Origin of the sequence: Vibrio sp. 10N.286.51.E5 (genome assembly GCF_041469125.1) — a bacterium.
In the GTDB taxonomy this organism is placed as follows: Bacteria; Pseudomonadota; Gammaproteobacteria; order Enterobacterales; family Vibrionaceae; genus Vibrio; species Vibrio crassostreae_C.
The window spans coordinates 1-17,335 of the sequence record NZ_JBFRJZ010000003.1; the positions used below are offsets into that span (position 1 = coordinate 1).

The 17,335-nt window shown below is 44.0% G+C and carries 14 protein-coding genes; 9 read left to right on the forward strand and 5 right to left on the reverse strand.

Features of this window, described 5'->3' with window-relative positions; all coding sequences use genetic code 11:
* Positions 1-114: 114 nt before the first annotated feature.
* Together mepA and AB4161_RS00335 are read left to right on the forward strand one after the other, a co-directional pair.
* On the forward strand, positions 115-954 hold the full coding sequence (mepA, locus tag AB4161_RS00330; RefSeq protein ID WP_102394397.1) for a penicillin-insensitive murein endopeptidase: 840 nt from the start codon (positions 115-117) through the stop codon (positions 952-954).
* Between the two features lie 273 nt (positions 955-1,227).
* Complete coding sequence (locus tag AB4161_RS00335) at positions 1,228-1,536, forward strand: hypothetical protein (protein WP_017062536.1); 309 nt, start codon at positions 1,228-1,230, stop codon at positions 1,534-1,536.
* A gap of 42 nt (positions 1,537-1,578) precedes the next feature.
* Here the strand turns inward: AB4161_RS00335 and AB4161_RS00340 are convergent, their stop codons facing one another.
* The 3 genes from AB4161_RS00340 to rdgC all read right to left on the reverse strand — a co-directional run bounded on the left by AB4161_RS00340 (position 1,579) and on the right by rdgC (position 4,407).
* Positions 1,579-1,833: a YfhL family 4Fe-4S dicluster ferredoxin gene (locus tag AB4161_RS00340; RefSeq protein ID WP_004735061.1), complete on the reverse strand. Its 255-nt coding sequence runs from the start codon at positions 1,831-1,833 to the stop codon at positions 1,579-1,581.
* A 34-nt stretch (positions 1,834-1,867) separates the two neighbouring features.
* Entirely contained in the window at positions 1,868-3,286 is a 1,419-nt protein-coding gene (gene yegQ, locus AB4161_RS00345) for a tRNA 5-hydroxyuridine modification protein YegQ (protein ID WP_017062848.1), read from the reverse strand.
* A gap of 206 nt (positions 3,287-3,492) precedes the next feature.
* Positions 3,493-4,407, reverse strand: a complete 915-nt coding sequence (rdgC, locus tag AB4161_RS00350; RefSeq protein WP_017062534.1) for a recombination-associated protein RdgC — start codon at positions 4,405-4,407, stop codon at positions 3,493-3,495.
* Positions 4,408-4,601: 194 nt separating this feature from the next.
* On the opposite strand from rdgC, the gene phoB reads away from it, so the two are divergent.
* The 3 genes from phoB to AB4161_RS00365 are packed head-to-tail and all read left to right on the forward strand — an operon-like array spanning position 4,602 to position 7,597.
* Positions 4,602-5,291, forward strand: coding sequence for a phosphate regulon transcriptional regulator PhoB (phoB, locus tag AB4161_RS00355; protein ID WP_004735064.1), 690 nt, complete (start codon positions 4,602-4,604; stop codon positions 5,289-5,291).
* Positions 5,292-5,324: 33 nt separating this feature from the next.
* Positions 5,325-6,623 carry a phosphate regulon sensor histidine kinase PhoR gene (gene phoR / locus AB4161_RS00360; protein ID WP_004740365.1) on the forward strand — a complete coding sequence of 433 codons (1,299 nt, stop codon included), beginning with the start codon at positions 5,325-5,327 and terminating at the stop codon, positions 6,621-6,623.
* Positions 6,620-7,597 (forward strand): PstS family phosphate ABC transporter substrate-binding protein, encoded by a 978-nt coding sequence (locus tag AB4161_RS00365; protein WP_032548820.1) that lies wholly within the window; start codon positions 6,620-6,622, stop codon positions 7,595-7,597. Before phoR ends, AB4161_RS00365 begins: the two co-directional genes overlap by 4 nt.
* A 76-nt stretch (positions 7,598-7,673) precedes the next feature.
* On the opposite strand, the gene ppx is transcribed toward AB4161_RS00365, so the two are convergent.
* Both ppx and ppk1 read right to left on the reverse strand, forming a co-directional pair.
* Positions 7,674-9,185 carry an exopolyphosphatase gene (gene ppx, locus AB4161_RS00370; RefSeq protein ID WP_210447367.1) on the reverse strand — a complete coding sequence of 504 codons (1,512 nt, stop codon included), beginning with the start codon at positions 9,183-9,185 and terminating at the stop codon, positions 7,674-7,676.
* Positions 9,176-11,272 carry a polyphosphate kinase 1 gene (ppk1, locus tag AB4161_RS00375; RefSeq protein WP_017066137.1) on the reverse strand — a complete coding sequence of 699 codons (2,097 nt, stop codon included), beginning with the start codon at positions 11,270-11,272 and terminating at the stop codon, positions 9,176-9,178. Before ppk1 ends, ppx begins: the two co-directional genes overlap by 10 nt.
* Positions 11,273-11,472: 200 nt before the next feature.
* On the opposite strand from ppk1, the gene AB4161_RS00380 reads away from it, so the two are divergent.
* The 4 genes from AB4161_RS00380 to phoU all read left to right on the forward strand — a co-directional run bounded on the left by AB4161_RS00380 (position 11,473) and on the right by phoU (position 17,102).
* Positions 11,473-13,689, forward strand: a complete 2,217-nt coding sequence (locus AB4161_RS00380) for an ABC transporter permease subunit (RefSeq protein ID WP_372082525.1) — start codon at positions 11,473-11,475, stop codon at positions 13,687-13,689.
* A gap of 111 nt (positions 13,690-13,800) precedes the next feature.
* Positions 13,801-15,510, forward strand: coding sequence for a phosphate ABC transporter permease PstA (pstA, locus tag AB4161_RS00385; protein WP_102394416.1), 1,710 nt, complete (start codon positions 13,801-13,803; stop codon positions 15,508-15,510).
* Positions 15,511-16,329 carry a phosphate ABC transporter ATP-binding protein PstB gene (gene pstB / locus AB4161_RS00390; protein WP_009848269.1) on the forward strand — a complete coding sequence of 273 codons (819 nt, stop codon included), beginning with the start codon at positions 15,511-15,513 and terminating at the stop codon, positions 16,327-16,329. It abuts the gene before it with no gap.
* Between the two features lie 74 nt (positions 16,330-16,403).
* Complete coding sequence (phoU, locus tag AB4161_RS00395) at positions 16,404-17,102, forward strand: phosphate signaling complex protein PhoU (RefSeq protein ID WP_009848270.1); 699 nt, start codon at positions 16,404-16,406, stop codon at positions 17,100-17,102.
* Positions 17,103-17,335: the final 233 nt, after the last annotated feature.

Sequence of the window (17,335 nt, forward strand, 5' to 3'; positions counted from 1 at the left end):
TTTTACTTTAATTGGTATAATTCACTAGCTACCACCAAAAACTTAAGTACGATATGCACCTAATCCTAAATGGCGACTAATATAATGAGTAAGCGTCAGTAATTTGGGATTATTATGAGGTTCTTTTTTGCACTGGTTGTATTCTTTTGTTCATTTTCTCTATCAGCAACTTCGTGGGAAAAAGAGAGTCACCCTACTAAAAATTCACCCTCATCAATTGGAAGCTATGCCAATGGCTGTCTAGACGGCGCGCAGGCTTTGCCTATTAATGGTTTGGGGTATCAGATCATTCGCCCTCAAAGAGAGCGCTACTATGGCCATACAGAAGCTATAAAGTTTATTGAGAGGTTAGGAGTCACGACCAGCGAGAAGCTCAATACTAATTTATTGATCGGTGATATTTCTCTTCCCAGAGGAGGGCGCTTTTCTTCAGGTCATTCAAGTCATCAAACAGGGTTAGATATTGATATATGGCTAAGGTTAACCAGTAAGAGGTTGTCAGAGAACGAATTAGCTGTGCCTAAACCTGTGAGCGTTGTGGATCTTACCAACTACAAATTGCGTGAATCGAATTGGACCGATGATCATTTTCAAGTTATTCGTTATGCGGCGAAAGATGAAAAAGTGGTGCGTATTTTTGTTCATCCAGTGATCAAGCAAACCCTTTGTGAACAAGAAAACTCTGACGCTAATGATAGAGCTTGGTTAGGCAAAATAAGACCTTGGTGGGGACACCACTCCCACTTCCACGTTCGTTTAAAGTGTCCTGAAGGCAGTTCAAACTGCATAGCTCAAGCGAGCCCTCCTAAAGGTGATGGTTGCGGATATGAACTTGCAAGTTGGGCTCCACAGACTGTTCCAGTTCCACCTCCTAAAAAAGTAGCGAAAACTAAGAAAAAGAAAAAAGTTAAAGTGATGCCAAGTCAATGTTTGGCCTTGATATCTAAGAAGTAATCCTGTTTATCGAGGCTTTTTACAGTGGTACTGCCACTGGTTTTTTCGACTCTAAAACTGGAGAAATATCACACTTTTGTCTAGAGTTTATAAACACGAGATTAAGAACATCGTTTGATATTAATAAAAGCAATAACGGTATCAGCAAGGGCGATGGCGAATTTGACAAGGTTTGGTCAGGGATTGAGTGTTTTGGGGTGAAAGATGCGGCTTATATGCAGTATGCGAAATCAGAGTCTGATACCCGTCGATAGATAATTCAAGGATAAGACTATGACTATGATTTGTGCGAAGGAATTTTCAGAATGGTTAAGACATAGGTTCAACGCTGAAAGCTCGGGTATTTCAATTTCAAGAGATGACATCAATCAGCTAACAGGCAGACAACGTTTAGACCCTAGTTTCGTAAATGATGTTCACTATGAATTGATGCAGTATGGAATGGCATTTGTGACCGATACCAGCAGGGAAAACTTTTATCTTGTTCCTATAGCTCAATCAATAAACTGGCGAGAACGACTCGAATATCAATTTGAAAAAGAGCTCTTCTGCAATATTTATCCAATCGGAAAATCAGGATGAAAAAAAAGGTTCAACTTATGGTTAAGTTGAACCTTTCTTCTTTTAGGTCAAGCCTTGAATGATAACAAACTTCTCAAGTAGCTCGTCATCAGTTTCAATATGGTTTGGGTCAGTGATGATGCATTTTGTAATCGGACACACTGACTGGCATGTTGGCTTTTCATAGTGACCTTTACACTCTGTACATAAATCAGGATCGATCTCGAAGATGCTGTCGCCCATAGTGATTGCACCATTTGGGCATTCAGGATCACACATATCGCAGTTTATGCACTTGTCAGTAATTAACAGAGCCATTATTTTCTTCTCAAGTAAGTCGCTTAAGTAAAAATTATTTGCCTGATGCGTTACGTGTATCTTGGCCTTCGCTCAAGTTACGCATCAGCAAGCCGTACTCTAGATCTAGATCTGCTGGTACAGGAATAAATACAAAGTGACCGTTACCTTTCGCATCGTCGACCGCTTCAGATTTGCGGTTTTCCATAACTTCTAGTTTGAAAACAACGTTACCTTTCGGTGTCATCATTTCTAAGCTGTCGCCTACTAGGAACTTGTTCTTCACTTCTACTTCCGCTAGGTCACCACGGCGCTTACCTGTGAACTCACCAACAAACTGTTGAGTGTCAGAGATAGAGTAACCGTACTCGTAGTTTTGGTATGTATCGTGTGTATGGCGACGTAAGAAGCCTTCAGTGTAACCACGGTGAGCTAGGCTCTCTAGTGTACCCATTAGGCTTTCATCGAATGGTTTGCCTGCCACTGCATCGTCAATAGCTTTACGGTAAACCTGAGCAGTACGTGCACAGTAGTAGAAAGACTTAGTACGACCTTCAATCTTCAGAGAGTGAACACCCATCTTCGTTAGGCGCTCAACGTGTTGGATTGCACGAAGGTCTTTTGAGTTCATGATGTAAGTACCATGCTCATCTTCAAACGCTGCCATTTTCTCTTCTGGCTTGTGTGATTCAGAAAGCAGAACCACTTCGTCTGTTGGTTTACCAAGGCCTAGTGTGTTGTCTGGACGCTCATCTTGAACTTCAATGTCTTGCGTTTCTACTTCTTGAATAGCAACACCAGTAGGGTTTGCTTCAACGATCTGACCGTTTTCGTCTTCTTTCGCTGCTTCTGTTTTGTATTCCCAGCGGCAAGCGTTGGTGCAAGTACCTTGGTTTGGATCGCGCTTGTTCATGTAACCAGAAAGCAGACAACGGCCTGAGTAAGCCATGCAAAGAGCTCCGTGAACAAAGATCTCTAGCTCTGTTTCTGGGCAGTGTTCGCGAATCTCTTCGATCTCTTCAAGCGATAGCTCACGAGATAAGATCACACGCTCAACGCCTTGAGTTGACCAGAACTTAACGGTCGCCCAGTTTACTGCGTTTGCTTGAACAGAAAGATGGATTGGCATTTCAGGGAATGCTTCACGAACCATCATGATAAGACCAGGATCTGACATGATAAGCGCGTCAGGGCCCATGTCTACAACTGGTTTGAGGTCGCGAATGAATGTTTTTAATTTAGAGTTGTGCGGCTGAATGTTACATACAACATATAACTTTTTGCCTTGAGCATGAGCTTCATCGATACCGATTTGTAGGTTTTCGTGATTGAACTCGTTGTTACGAACACGAAGGCTGTAACGTGGCTGGCCTGCGTATACTGCATCTGCGCCGTAGGCGAATGCGTAACGCATGTTTTTGAGGCTTCCTGCCGGTGATAATAGTTCAGGTACAAATGGTTTTTGTGTAGTCATTGCTTCGTTCTCTAATCTGATCTCAAGTCAGGTTGATACCACCAAGTGATATCAAAGGGGCGCAAATTTTACGCTAAAATGAGTTTGGTTGATAGCCCTAAAGATAGCAATGACATTAACAAGAGGGTCTAGAGGCAGATATAAGTGAGAACTTAGTGAGAAATAAGCTCAGATACCGTTAGCACCTGAGCCTATAGTTTGACTGATTAAGCGTTAGGTTGAGTTAACCCGCCTAATGATTCAAATAGGTTTGGAAGGAAAACACTGAACTCACCACAAAGTAGAGAGAAGTCCGCATCAAAACGCGCAGCTTGATCTTCACGAGGAATATCGTCGTTTTCGTCTTTGAGCTCATCACTGAATTTTAGGCGTTTGATGCTGCCATCTTCTGCAAGAATGAATTCAATACGGTCTTGCCAGTTGATAAGAAGTTTCGTCACCATCTTATTGGCTTCGATGTGGTTTTTAATCTCATCAGCTTCTAGTTCTTGTTTCTTAACTCGAACAATACCGCCGTCTTCTTGAATAGATTTTAGTTCTGCTTCATCAAGCATAGTGATGCCTTGTGGCGTATCACCTGATTTCACCCATTCTGTAAGAGTCGTTTCGATCGCTTGCTCTGGGATAGCTGGCACTACTGGCAGGCTACCCATTGTCTTACGTAGCAATGCTAATACATCTTCTGCTTTTTTGTAGCTGCTCGCATCAACCACAATGAAACCTTCTTTTGGCATGATCAGCGCGTAAGTGAAGTTGCTGCGGCTGAATGCTCGAGGAAGTAGATCAATGATGATGTCTTCTTTTAGGCTGTCTTTCTCTTTCTTTTTCAGAGGGGTACCAGACTCTGCCTCAAGCGTTTCTACTTTTGCGTTCAATGATTCTTTGATCACAGAAGCGGGTAGCATTTTCTCTTCTTTCTTTGCACAGATAAGAATGCGGTTTTCTGATACGTGCGTCATCATATCGCCATGTCTACCCATTGCGTGTACCCAACCAAACTTCTGTTTGTCTTGGCTACCACAAGGAGTAAAGCGGAATTCTTCAAGTTGTTTCTCTAGCTGATCTGCGTTGAAATCAATATCACGGTTGAAGCGATAGACTAGGCAATTTTTAAACCACATAAATTTTTCTCATACCTTTTTAGAAGTGCTTCATGATATGAGATCTAATTCGATTTGTCCCTAGCTCTGTATCAAAAGTTATAAAGTGAAATGTTTGAGACAGTTATATGAAAATTTGTTTTCAAAGGTCACAAAAGTGTCATAATTAACTCAGATAATGCAATGCGTTGATTAAATACAAAGGCTATTCAATTATGTCGAGAAGGATTCTGGTCGTTGAAGATGAAGCACCTATTCGTGAGATGCTGTGCTTCGTGCTTGAACAAAAAGGCTACCAAGCAGTAGAGGCTGAAGATTACGATACAGCGGTAAACAAGCTATGTGAACCTTTCCCAGATCTAGTATTACTAGATTGGATGCTACCTGGCGGTAGCGGGATAAACTTTATCAAGCACATGAAGCGTGAAGAGTTAACTCGCAACATCCCAGTGGTGATGCTAACGGCTCGTGGCGAAGAAGAAGATAAGGTTCGCGGTTTAGAAGTTGGCGCTGACGACTACATTACCAAACCGTTTTCGCCAAAAGAGCTTGTTGCTCGCCTTAAAGCGGTGATTCGTCGTGTAACACCAACGGCATTGGAAGATGTGATTGATGTACAGGGCCTTAAATTAGACCCAGTATCACACCGCGTGACCGCAAGTGAAGGTCCAGTTGATATGGGACCAACAGAATTCAAAATGCTGCATTTCTTTATGACGCACCAAGAGCGTGTATACAGCCGAGAGCAGCTGCTTAACAACGTTTGGGGTACCAATGTTTACGTTGAAGACCGAACGGTTGATGTACATATTCGACGCCTGCGTAAAGCGCTTGAGTCTGCAGGTCACGATAAGCTAATCCAAACGGTTCGTGGCGCTGGCTACCGTTTTTCTACAAAGGCTTAATGTGGCTTCGCTGCCCAGTTTACGGAGTCCTGAATGGTTGAAAAGTTAACCTGGAAAAAGCTGGCTTGGGAGCTGGCTTTTTTTTACGCACCATGGGTTTTAGTCGGATGGATATTCGGTTACCTACCTTGGTTGCTGCTGGCTGCTACGGTATTGCAGCTCGGCTGGCATCTACACAACCAAATGCGTTTGTCCGCATGGCTGTGGGATGAGAAGCGTCTAACTCCACCTTCAGGCTCTGGGAACTGGGAATCTCTGTTTAACGGTATTTATCGTATGCAGCAGAGACAGCGTCGCAAACGCAAAGAACTGACTAACCTTATCCGCCGTTTCCGTAACGGTGCAGAATCGCTTCCCGATGCCGTTGTGGTATTTCGCGGTGAAGGCAATATCGTTTGGTGTAACAAGCTAGCTCAGTATTTGCTGGGCTTTCGTTGGCCAGATGATTCAGGTCAACCGATCTCGAATTTGATTCGTACTCCAGATTTTATTAAGTACCTTAATAAGCAAGATTTCTCTGAGCCATTAGAGATGCCTTCTCCATTGAATGTGGAGCGTATGCTCGAGCTGCGTATTGTGCCGTATACCGAGGGTGAACACCTGATGGTGGTACGTGATGTGACCCAGCTTAAGCAGTTAGAAGGCATGCGCCGTAACTTCTTCGCTAACGTTTCTCATGAATTGCGTACGCCGATGACCGTCCTTCAAGGTTACCTTGAAATGACCGAAGATCCAGACATGATCGTTGGCCCAATGTGGACCAAGGCGCATGGCGTAATGACTGAGCAGCTCAATCGAATGAACAGTTTGGTTAATCAACTACTCACGCTTTCGAAAATTGAAGCGGCGCCAATGCATGAGTTGGATGAAGTGGTCAACGTTCCGGCGATGCTTGAGGTTCTTGAGAAAGAAGCGGCGAGCCTTAGCGGTGAGCGCGAACATAAGCTTGAGTTTGATATCGATAAGAGCCTACGAGTTCTTGCCGATGAAGACCAATTGAGAAGTGCGATATCGAATTTGGTTTATAACGCGGTTAAATACACACCCGCAGGTGCAACGGTCAAAGTGCGTTGGTATCAAACCAGCCAAGGCGCGTGCTTAGATGTGTCAGATACTGGTGATGGTATTGAGCCTCAACACTTACATCGACTCACAGAGCGCTTCTATCGTGTAGATAAAGCCCGCTCTCGTGATACCGGTGGTAGTGGTCTTGGATTAGCGATTGTAAAGCATGCGCTTAGCCACCACGATTCACATCTCGAAATTCAAAGTGAAGTGGGCGTCGGCAGTCGTTTCCATTTTACTTTACCAAATCGACTGACCGTATCATGAGTTGTTCGATACGCAGGATGCATTTTCCAGTCAGCTCATTATTAGCGTTTGCTTTAGTTAACCCTGTGCATGCCGAACAGGGTGTCGATTCTCTTCCTGATTATTCTAAGGTTCCGGGAATTTCTGGGAGCTTATTATCGGTCGGTTCGGATACCTTAGCGGGTATGACGACGTTATGGGTGGAAGAGTTCAAGTCCTACTACCCAAATGTTAACGCTCAAGTCCAAGCATCGGGTTCTTCTACTGCTCCTCCAGCCTTAACCGAAGGGACTGCACATCTAGGGCCAATGAGTCGTCCGATGCGCCTGCGAGAAATTGAAGCATTTGAAAGGGAGCATGGATATAAGCCAACAGCACTGCGAGTTGCTATCGATGCGATTGGGCTTTTTGTGCATCGTGATAACCCTATTGAGGGGCTTAACTTTCGTCAGATTGATGGCATTTTTTCTGAGACATTACGCTGCGGAGCAACAAGGCCCCTCAATAACTGGCAAGATCTCGGAATCGATCAGCCATGGGCGAAACATCGATTCCAATTGTTCGGTCGCAATTCTGTATCGGGGACTTATGGATACTTCAAACAGAATGCACTGTGCGGCGGTGACTTTAAAAATCGTGTGAATGAGCAACCTGGTTCGGCTTCAGTCGTTCAGTCGGTCGCTTCATCCATCAGTGGGATTGGCTACTCAGGTATTGGCTATCGTGTCGCTGGCGTTAAGTTAATTCCTATTGCTGAGCATGGTTCTGATTATGTAGAGCCGACTCGAGCGAATATCTTGAGCGGTGATTACCCTCTATCACGCTTTCTTTACGTATACGTGAACAAACACCCAGATAAACCGCTTTCTCCCGTTGAAAGAGAGTTCCTCACTTTTGTGTTCTCAAAGCAAGGACAAGAACTTGTAGAGAAAGATGGCTATTTAGCGATACCGTCTGAGTTCGCAGAGCAAGAATTGGCAAAAGTCGGGCTCTAATTCAGGCTACGACAAACTTAGAAAAAAACGTATGAACAGCTTGCGCGTCGCAAGCTGTTTTTATTTTGACTGTTCGTTATTTTAGCTGCAACGACCATTCTGCATTTTTCCAACGTTGTTGCTCTTCTCTGAGCTCATAATCAAGCAGTTGGTTTTGGGCCAACCAATCGCTGTTAGTTCCTTTCAATTCCCAGTTATCCTGTTGTTCAATCGTTAGAGTCACGTCTGGGGCCAGTGCTTGATTTCGCTGACGGTTGAGTAAGATAGCGAGTCTCAATATACGAATCAGCAGGGTGACTTGTTGCTGAGTAAACAGAGAAAGTTCCGGCAAATCTTGTAGTTTGAGCGCTTTTCTTTGATAGCGAACCAATGCTGATATAAGGCGTTGTTGCTCAGTATTAAAGCCTGGCATTGTCGTATGCTTAAGCAGATAAGCCGAATGGCGGTGATAGCCTTGGAATGCAATGCTTTGTCCTACCTCATGAAGTACTGCAGCCCAACCAAGCAGATCATACAGCTCATTAGTGACCGCAGTTGTCACTTGAGGCTGTACTTGTTTCAGCAATGAAAGAGCGAGCACTTTCACTTTCTCGCCATGAGTTACGTCTACATGGTATCGAGAGACGAGCGTTTCGGCAGTTCTTGTTCGAATATCAATATCTTTAAACCTATCCTCCATGTCATAAAGAACGCCTTCTCTCAGGGCACCATCAGAAAAATGTAACTCCTTGATGTCTAGCGTATCCATTGCTGCTGAAAGAATGGTGACGCCTGCAGCAAACACAGGCTTTCTCTCATCACTTAAGCCTGAAAGATTTACGGTGTTGGATGATGAAAACTCACATAAGTGATTCTTTAAATAGGACAGGCGTTGGGGCGTAATGAGACCATCGGTGAACCCTAAGCCAATGAGTACTTCTTTTATTGATTTCGTGGTACCAGATGAGCCAAAAGCGATTTCCCAAGGGGCTTTTGTGTATTCTTCAATCAATGGCATCAATAGACGAGTAGCTGCGGTATAAGCATCTGAGAAGTGTCGTGAAGTTAGCCCTTCGTCAGCAAAGAAACGTTGAGTGAAGTTGACGCATCCCATCGGTAAACTGCGCATAATTAGAGGAGTAAAGCCTTGTCCGGCGACGAGTTCCGTACTCCCTCCACCGATATCAATAACCAACTTAGATTCAGAAGCGGTTTGAGTGTGTTCTGCTCCGTTATAGATTATTCGAGCTTCTTCTTGACCGGAAATGATCTCTATTGGAAAAGGAAACAGTGGCTTGGCTTGCTCTAAGAAGTCTTTAGCGTTTTTGGCTTTTCTTAGGGTATGAGTCGCAACAACTCTGACATCATCAAGCTCAAAATCCGCCAGTCGTTCTGCGAACACCTTGAGGCATTCTAGGCCTCGCTCGATAGCGCTTTCAGATAGGACGTTACGTTCATCCAATCCATCACCTAATCTCACTTTCTGTTTGTGTCTGCTGACTAATTGCAGGTGTTGATCGAATACTCGGGCAACCACCATGTGAAAGCTGTTCGAACCCAAGTCGATAGCGGCAATACATCGAGAATGTTTGTTATCAATTAGCGGCATGATTTCTTCTCTTGTTTGTACTTCTTGCGAGCAAGTTTCTCCATACGTTTAATATAGTGGTAAGTGGAGAGTTGTGACGTCGGGTAATCAAGTAGGTTTGCTGGTGGTTGTGTGTAAGAGTTGCTCATCGCTTGGTCTAGCACTCGAGCTTTGTTGCTGTCATCGAAATGAAACTCGGTGATATCGATAATGGTTTGCTTGATCTTTGGATCTAAAATTGGAGCTGCAACTTCGATGCGGTGATCAAAATTTCGTGTCATCCAGTCAGCGGAAGATATATAGACCTTCGGCTTTCCAGCGTTACCAAATATCATCACTCTCGGATGTTCGAGGAAACGATCGACCACACTGACTATCTCAATATGATCACTGATGTTGGGTATGCCAGGGACAAGAGAGCACATGCCGCGAATGACCATTCTCACTTTTACATTGGCTTGGCTAGCCTGATAGAGCTTTTCAATGATCTCTCGATCGACCAAGTTGTTGAGTTTTAGAGTGATGCTTGCAGGTTTACCTTCTATCGCGTTTTGTATTTCATTATCTATCAATTGGTACAGACGTTTTCTAGTATTCTTTGGTGACACAATCAGTTGCTTGAACTGGGACTTTTGATAAGGGTTTTCAATATACTTAAAGACTTGTCTCACCTCTTGAGTCAAATCTTCATTCGCAGTGAGCAGAGAGAAATCGGTATACACGCGCGCTGTAACTTCATGGAAGTTGCCAGTGCCAATATGGGCATAATGCTCGGTATGCTTGCCTTCTTTTCGTTTGATGAGCAGCAACTTGGAATGGATCTTCAAACTTGGGATGCCATGGATGACTTTTACACCCGCTTCTTGAAGTTTCTTGGTCCATTGAATGTTGGCTTGCTCATCAAAGCGTGCTTGCAGCTCGACAACCACAGTGACCTTTTTGCCATTGTGCGCCGCATCGATGATTGAGCTGAGGAGTTTTGAGCCTTCCGCAACACGGTAAACGTTTATTTTGATGGAGGTTACCTTCGGGTCAAAGGAAGCCTGCCTAACCAGTTCAGTGATGTGACTAAAGGTGTGATAAGGATAATGCAGTAAGATGTCGCGAGCTTTGATCGCTTCGAAGTAGTTTGGGTAATGGCTGAAATGCGCGCACTTAATCGCGGGTAGAGGACGATTAACTAAATCACGTCGGTTAAGGCTTGGGAACTCAGAGAAATGTTTGAAGTTATGATAGCGACCACCTGCGATGACACTGTCATAGTCAGACAGTTTAAGTCTGACTTGTAAGAAGTTGAGCATTTCAGTTGGCATTTCAGATTCATAGATCAGACGTATCGGCAGTGCCGTTAAGCGCTGTTCTAAACCTAAAGACATCGATTCTAATAGGTTATTTTCATTGTCCTCTTGCAGATCATAATCGGCATCACGTGTCATTTTTATCGCAAAACAACGCAATGAGTCATACTCAAAGAATCCTTTAAGTAAGTCATCCAAACAAAATCGAACTATATTATCTAACAAGATCAAAGTTGTACGCTGCGAACCCGAAGTTTCCGGTAACTTAACAAATCGAGGGAGTGCTTCTGATGGGATTTCGAGTAAGACATATTGAGATGATGCATCACGCTCGATGTCGATGGCTAAGTAACTTTGTTCATCTTTGAGAATATTAAGTAACTGGCTATCTTCGTTCAAGAGAATCGGAGTTAAGTGTGGCAGCACTTTTTTCTTAAAGTACTTTTTTATCCAGCCACTTTGTTCTTCGCTGATTTGTTGTTCGTTGACCAGAAAAATACGATTGCGTACCAATTCCAATAGCAAGTCGTTATACAGTTCATGGAATTGAGCATCGAGCTTGCTTGCTTTGCTCTGCATTTTAGTCAGTAGGCTTTTCGGCGAGTTGGAGGTTAGCTGTGGATCTTGAAGTAAGATCTTTCGCTTCACATCAGCAAATCGGACTTTGTAAAACTCATCGAGGTTTTTCGAGTAAATACCTAAAAAACGAACTCTTTCGATTAAGGGGACTGACTTATCTGCCGCTTCTTGGAGCACTCTTTCGTTGAAGGATAACCAGCTAAGTTCTTTTGTGACATAGTCTTTTTCCATCGAGATGAGAATCCTTGAGTACTGGCTATAGAGCTGATTACTTTAAATTAGAATGGCAAAATTCACAAAATCTATGATCTTACTTTAAGAAATATGGCTAACAAACTTGTTATTAGTTTCAGTTGTTTAACGTAACTTGTAATATAATTGTCATCTAACGTACATATTATGTCAGTAGCTAAAAAAAGGTAGATAAACAGATGGCATCAGCCCAATTTTCATTGAAAGAGCGCGACAAAAAAAGATGGTTGAAAGATCGTCTCGTCCGTTTTTCGGTGACATGTGGCGCGGTCAGTGTTCTAGCTGCCCTAGTATTGATCTTTGTTTACTTGGCGATGGTCATTTTACCGGTATTTTCTGATACTGGTTTAGAGACAGACCAAGCTGTAAAGACCGTTGCCGTAGAAAAACCTATCGTCTTATCGGTTGATGAATACGGTCAGCATGCATTTACTATCGAAAAATCTGGTTTGGTACAGTTTTGGGATTTAGAGTCTCAAAATACACACTCTTACTTTGAGCGTGATGTTGTAGCCAACCCCATCGCCTTTTCTCGAAATACCCCATCTGAAAACTGGTTTGCCTTTGCCGATAGTGCAAGCAACCTTACTTTTTTCTATCCTGAGTATAGTGCGCCTGTGCTGCAAAAGGGCAGTGAAGCCGATCCTAAAATTGAGCAAATCGAACTCCCAGAACCATTTTTAAATGATGAACCCTCAAATGGGGCGACGATCGACAAATTCGCGTTCTCTAAGAATGGACGTGGGATTACGGTTGCCGCGCAGTTAAGTGACCAACGAGTCTTGGTTAAGTGGTATCAGAGTGACCTTACTGGTCAGTATGTTTTTCAGAAGAGCCAATGGCTATCGGATAAGTTGGGCTTGCAGCAGCAACTGCTTGTCACACCTGATGGGCAAACCTTATACCTACGAGCACAATCGGATTTGGTTGTTTTGAAACTATCAGATAACGGTTTTGATGTTCGTGAAGTGATTGATCTTAGCTTAAATGATGCGAAGCATTCCGTGAAAAGCATCGATTTATTGTCTGGCGCATACTCGTTGTTGGTTACGCATGAGGACGGACAGGTTTCTCAATGGTTCGATGTACTCAAAGATGAAAAGCGTAGCCTGACCCATATTCGAGACTTCCAACTTGCTGAACAAGTGCAATTTATTCTTCCTGATACTTATAGAAAGGGTTTTTATAGCTTCTATAAGAACGGCACATTACAAAGCCACTATACGACCAGTGAAAAGCTGTCGTTGTTTGAACGCGCATTTGATAAATCACCACAACTAGCCGCTATGTCTGCCAATGAACTGCATCTGGCAACGTTGATTGATGGCATCATCAGTGTGGCTAAAGTCGACAATGAATACCCACAAATCTCATTCTCCTCGCTTTGGCAAAAGGTCTGGTATGAAAGTTACCCTGAGCCGCAATACGTTTGGCAATCAACATCGGCGAATGATGACTTTGAAGAGAAATTCAGTTTAGTACCTATCACATTCGGTACTATCAAAGCCGCTCTGTTTGCGATGATGTTTGCCGTGCCGGTTGCTGTGCTCGGAGCTATTTACACCGCTTATTTTATGTCTCCACGCATGCGAAGAGTGGTGAAGCCTTCGATAGAGCTGATGGAAGCTCTTCCAACCGTGATCATCGGATTTTTGGCTGGGCTTTGGTTTGCTCCAATCGTTGAAACACATTTAACGGCTGTCTTCTCATTAATGATGCTATTACCACTGAGCACACTGTTGACTGGACTTGTTTGGTTCTGTTTACCGAAGAGGGTAACGGGTCGCTTCTCTAACGGTTGGCATGCTCTGATATTGATTCCGGTATTGGTGATTACAGTGGTTGCGGTGTTTGCTGGTGGAAACAACATTGAAGCCTTGTTATTTGGTGGTGATATTCGTACCTTCTTGGCTAGCTATGGTATCGACTTTGACCAACGCAATGCGCTAGTGGTTGGTTTTGCTATGGGCTTTGCGGTCATCCCAACGATTTTCACTATTGCTGAAGATGCTATTTTCTCTGTACCTAAACATTTGTCTGATGGGTCATTAGCGTTGGGTGCGACGGCGTGGCAGACGCTTATTTATGTGGTGCTATTGACGGCGAGTCCAGGTATCTTTTCTGCGGTTATGATGGGGCTAGGGCGAGCAGTTGGTGAAACCATGATCGTCTTGATGGCGACAGGTAACACCCCAATTCTTGACTGGAATGTTTTGGAAGGGATGAGAACTTTATCGGCAACGATTGCTGTTGAGCTGCCAGAATCAGAAGTGGGTGGTTCTCATTTCCGCTTGCTGTTCTTGGCTGCACTCTTGCTGTTTATCTTTACATTCGCGGTGAACTCAGTTGCTGAGTGGGTTAGACAAAGACTGAGAGATAAATATCGTGCGCTGTAGTTTTAAAGGTTTGCCTCAATGTGTATCAATGGCTTTTAGTAGCTTGACTAGCGTGTCTCTTGATCTTTGCAGCTCCTTGATTTCAGCACGCCAAGAGCAAGGTCGATCATGATGAATAAACTGAAGTCATTATTATCTTGGGTTAAATCGGGCTCTCCGTGGATCTGGCTTACGGGCGGGGCGGTGAGCATCAGTATGCTTTCTGTTCTTGGCCTAATGCTGCTGATTGGTTGGAAGGGCTTAACCTATTTTTGGCCCGCACCTTTGTATCAATGGCAAGTTGACTCCAAAGACTTATCGCTAGTGGTCGATCTTGACGAAACCGTATCAAAACAAGATGTATTGGTTGGTCAGTTATATGAACGAAAATACATCCCGATAGAGCAAGTTCCACAAGTCCATGACCTTTTGTCTCCTCAAAATTTGTCGACTGGGCTGATACAGCGCTTAAGCATCAAAGTTGCTAACAGAGAACTGTACCCTGCGGACTTTGTTTCTATTCTGGATGTTAACTTACGTGAACCCACTACCCCGCTTGATTGGGTTGTGATTGAACGAAGTCGAGGTGGTTATTTCTTTGGTAAGCCGGTGGGTTTTAAAACCGCTTCTGGCACTTTTGACTCGAACATAGACCAAAAGCTCGAACAAGGCTTGGCGTTCGCTGATACGTTACGTAAAGAAACGTCGCGTGTCGTGAACCAAGAAATTCGCAATATCAGCTGGCAATTGGAAAACCTGCGCTTAGAAAAGCGTAAGCTTGAACTCAATGAGTCAGTGAGCGATGAATACCTTAAAACCTATACTCAAACTAAACTGGAATTAAACCGCCAGTTAGGTGAAGCCGAAGTTAAGCTTGAGCACCTTAGAACGCAACTTAATGTCGAAAGCTTACTCGTTGAGGATATGACAGGCGAGCAGGTCGAGATTTCGCTAAGTCACATTCTGGATTATTGGTACCCAAATAATATGTCTTACCTAGAAAAGGTTGGGCACTGGGGCAAACAAGTTTGGAAGTTCTTATCAGAGAACCCACGAGACTCAAACTCTGAAGGCGGTGTGTTTCCTGCTATTTTTGGCACAGTACTGTTGGTTATTCTCATGTCGATCGTCGTGATGCCTCTTGGGGTAGTCGCTGCGATATATCTTCATGAATACGCAAAAAACAACGCACTAACACGTTTAATTCGTATCGCCGTGATTAACTTGGCGGGTGTACCGTCGATTGTGTATGGCGTTTTTGGTTTAGGCTTTTTCGTCTATACCATTGGTGGCTCGATTGATACGTTGTTCTATGCAGAGCGATTGCCAGCACCGACATTTGGTACGCCGGGTCTACTTTGGTCAGCACTAACCTTAGCGGTCTTGACGCTTCCAGTCGTTATCGTAACCACGGAAGAGGGCTTAACGCGTATTCCTAGTGCAGTGAGGCACGGTTCATTAGCGCTTGGTGCGACTCAATTTGAGACGCTTTGGCGCATTGTTTTACCGATGGCAAGCCCAGCGATTATCACTGGTTTAATTTTGGCAATCGCGAGAGCCGCGGGGGAAGTTGCACCACTTATGCTGGTGGGTGTTGTTAAATTGGCATCTAGCTTGCCAGTCGATGGTCAGTTTCCGTATTTACACTTAGATAGAAAGTTCATGCATTTAGGCTTTCATATCTATGATGTTGGTTTTCAAACCTCTAATATCGAAGCGGCACGACCTTTAGTGTATGCGACTTCATTTTTATTGGTTACGGTGATTGTTGGGTTGAACTTAACAGCCATCAATATCCGTAATAACTTGCGTGAAAAATACCGAACCTTAGGACAAGATTAGATGTTCTCGATTAATGAAACCTTGGGTTACCAAGCACCACTTGATGTTCACAATCTGAAGGATGAGCAAATTGCTATCTCGATCGAAGGGCTAAATCTTTACTATAAAGAGAGCCAAGCACTTGATGATATCTCGATGCAGATCCCGAAGGGGCAGGTGACGGCGTTTATCGGCCCTTCTGGGTGTGGTAAGTCGACTCTGCTGCGCTGCATTAATCGCATGAACGATCTTGTTGAAGGCTGTAAGGTTTCCGGGAAAGTGAAGCTTCATGGCAAGAACGTCTATCACCCTAAGGTGGATGTTGCGACCTTACGACGCCGTGTGGGTATGGTATTCCAGCGTCCAAACCCTTTTCCTAAATCTATCTATGAGAATGTGGTTTATGGCTTGAGGCTACAAGGCGTTAGCAACAGCCGAGACCTTGATGATGCGGTTGAACGCTCTCTGCGCGCTGCTGCGTTATGGGATGAAGTGAAAGATCGGTTGCATGAGAATGCTTTTGGTTTATCTGGCGGTCAACAGCAGCGTTTGGTTATCGCTCGTGCGGTTGCGATTGAGCCTGAAGTGCTGTTGTTAGATGAGCCGACATCGGCACTCGATCCGATTTCTACTTTGACGATTGAAGAGTTGATCAACGATCTCAAAACGCAATACACAGTGGTGATTGTTACCCACAACATGCAACAAGCCGCGCGTGTAAGTGACCATACTGCCTTTATTCATATGGGAAAATTGATCGAGTACTCAGATACGGACTCAATTTTTACGTCTCCATTGAAAAACCAGACGGAAGACTACATTACTGGTAGATATGGCTAACCTCTCCAAAGGTGTCATCTAGAGCTAAGTCACTCTACAAAAATGGCTTTCTTCATTTCTTTCAAGGAGCAAGTATGCATTTCGGTCGCCACATTTCAGGGCAATTCAATGTCGAGTTAGAATCGATCCGTACTCATGTATTGACCATGGGCGGGTTAGTGGAGCAGCAACTCTCGTTTGCAATGCAGGCGCTTCATAAAGACGATGTTGAATTGGCCAAAAAAGTGATTCGTGATGACCACAAAGTGAATGCGATGGAAGTGTCGATTGATGAGGCGTGTACTCGAATCATTGCAAAGCGTCAGCCGACAGCGAAGGATCTGCGTTTGATTATGGCGATCATCAAAACCATTACCGATCTGGAACGTATTGGCGATGTTGCTTCTAAAATTGCGCAAGGTGCTATTGAGATCCCTTCAACCAAAGAGCAGAAATTCCACGTATCTTTAGAGCCTCTTTGCCGTCAGGCTATCACCATGCTTCACCAAGTATTAGATGCTTTTGCTCGTATGGATGTTGATGCGGCAGCTGAAGTTCACAAGCTTGATGATAAGTTGGATGCGGAGTACGAGGCCGTTATTCGTCAGTTAATGACCTATATGATGGAAGACCCTAAGAACATTCCTAATATTTTGCAGGTGATGTGGTCAGCGCGTGCGATTGAGCGAGTGGGAGACCGCTGCCAAAATATCTGCGAATACATTATTTACTTTGTGAAGGGTAAAGATGTACGTCACCTAGGCGATCAAAGCCTTGATGACGCACTCAAATAGAGCTTATCTTTAGAAGCTAATTATTGCACCAAGATTGAAATTGACCGTTGTGTCGTAAGGCACAAAGGTTTTTTTGGTGCGCCGAGCATGGCGTTGATCTAGGAGGTGAAAGTCCTCTACGGGCTCAGTCGAGCGAGAACCGTTAGCCTATGCAAGGGTGTTCACCGTGAGGTGAAATCTGAAGGAAGCAAATGGCAAAACTTGGTTGTGACGAACAGAAATCTGATAGTAGG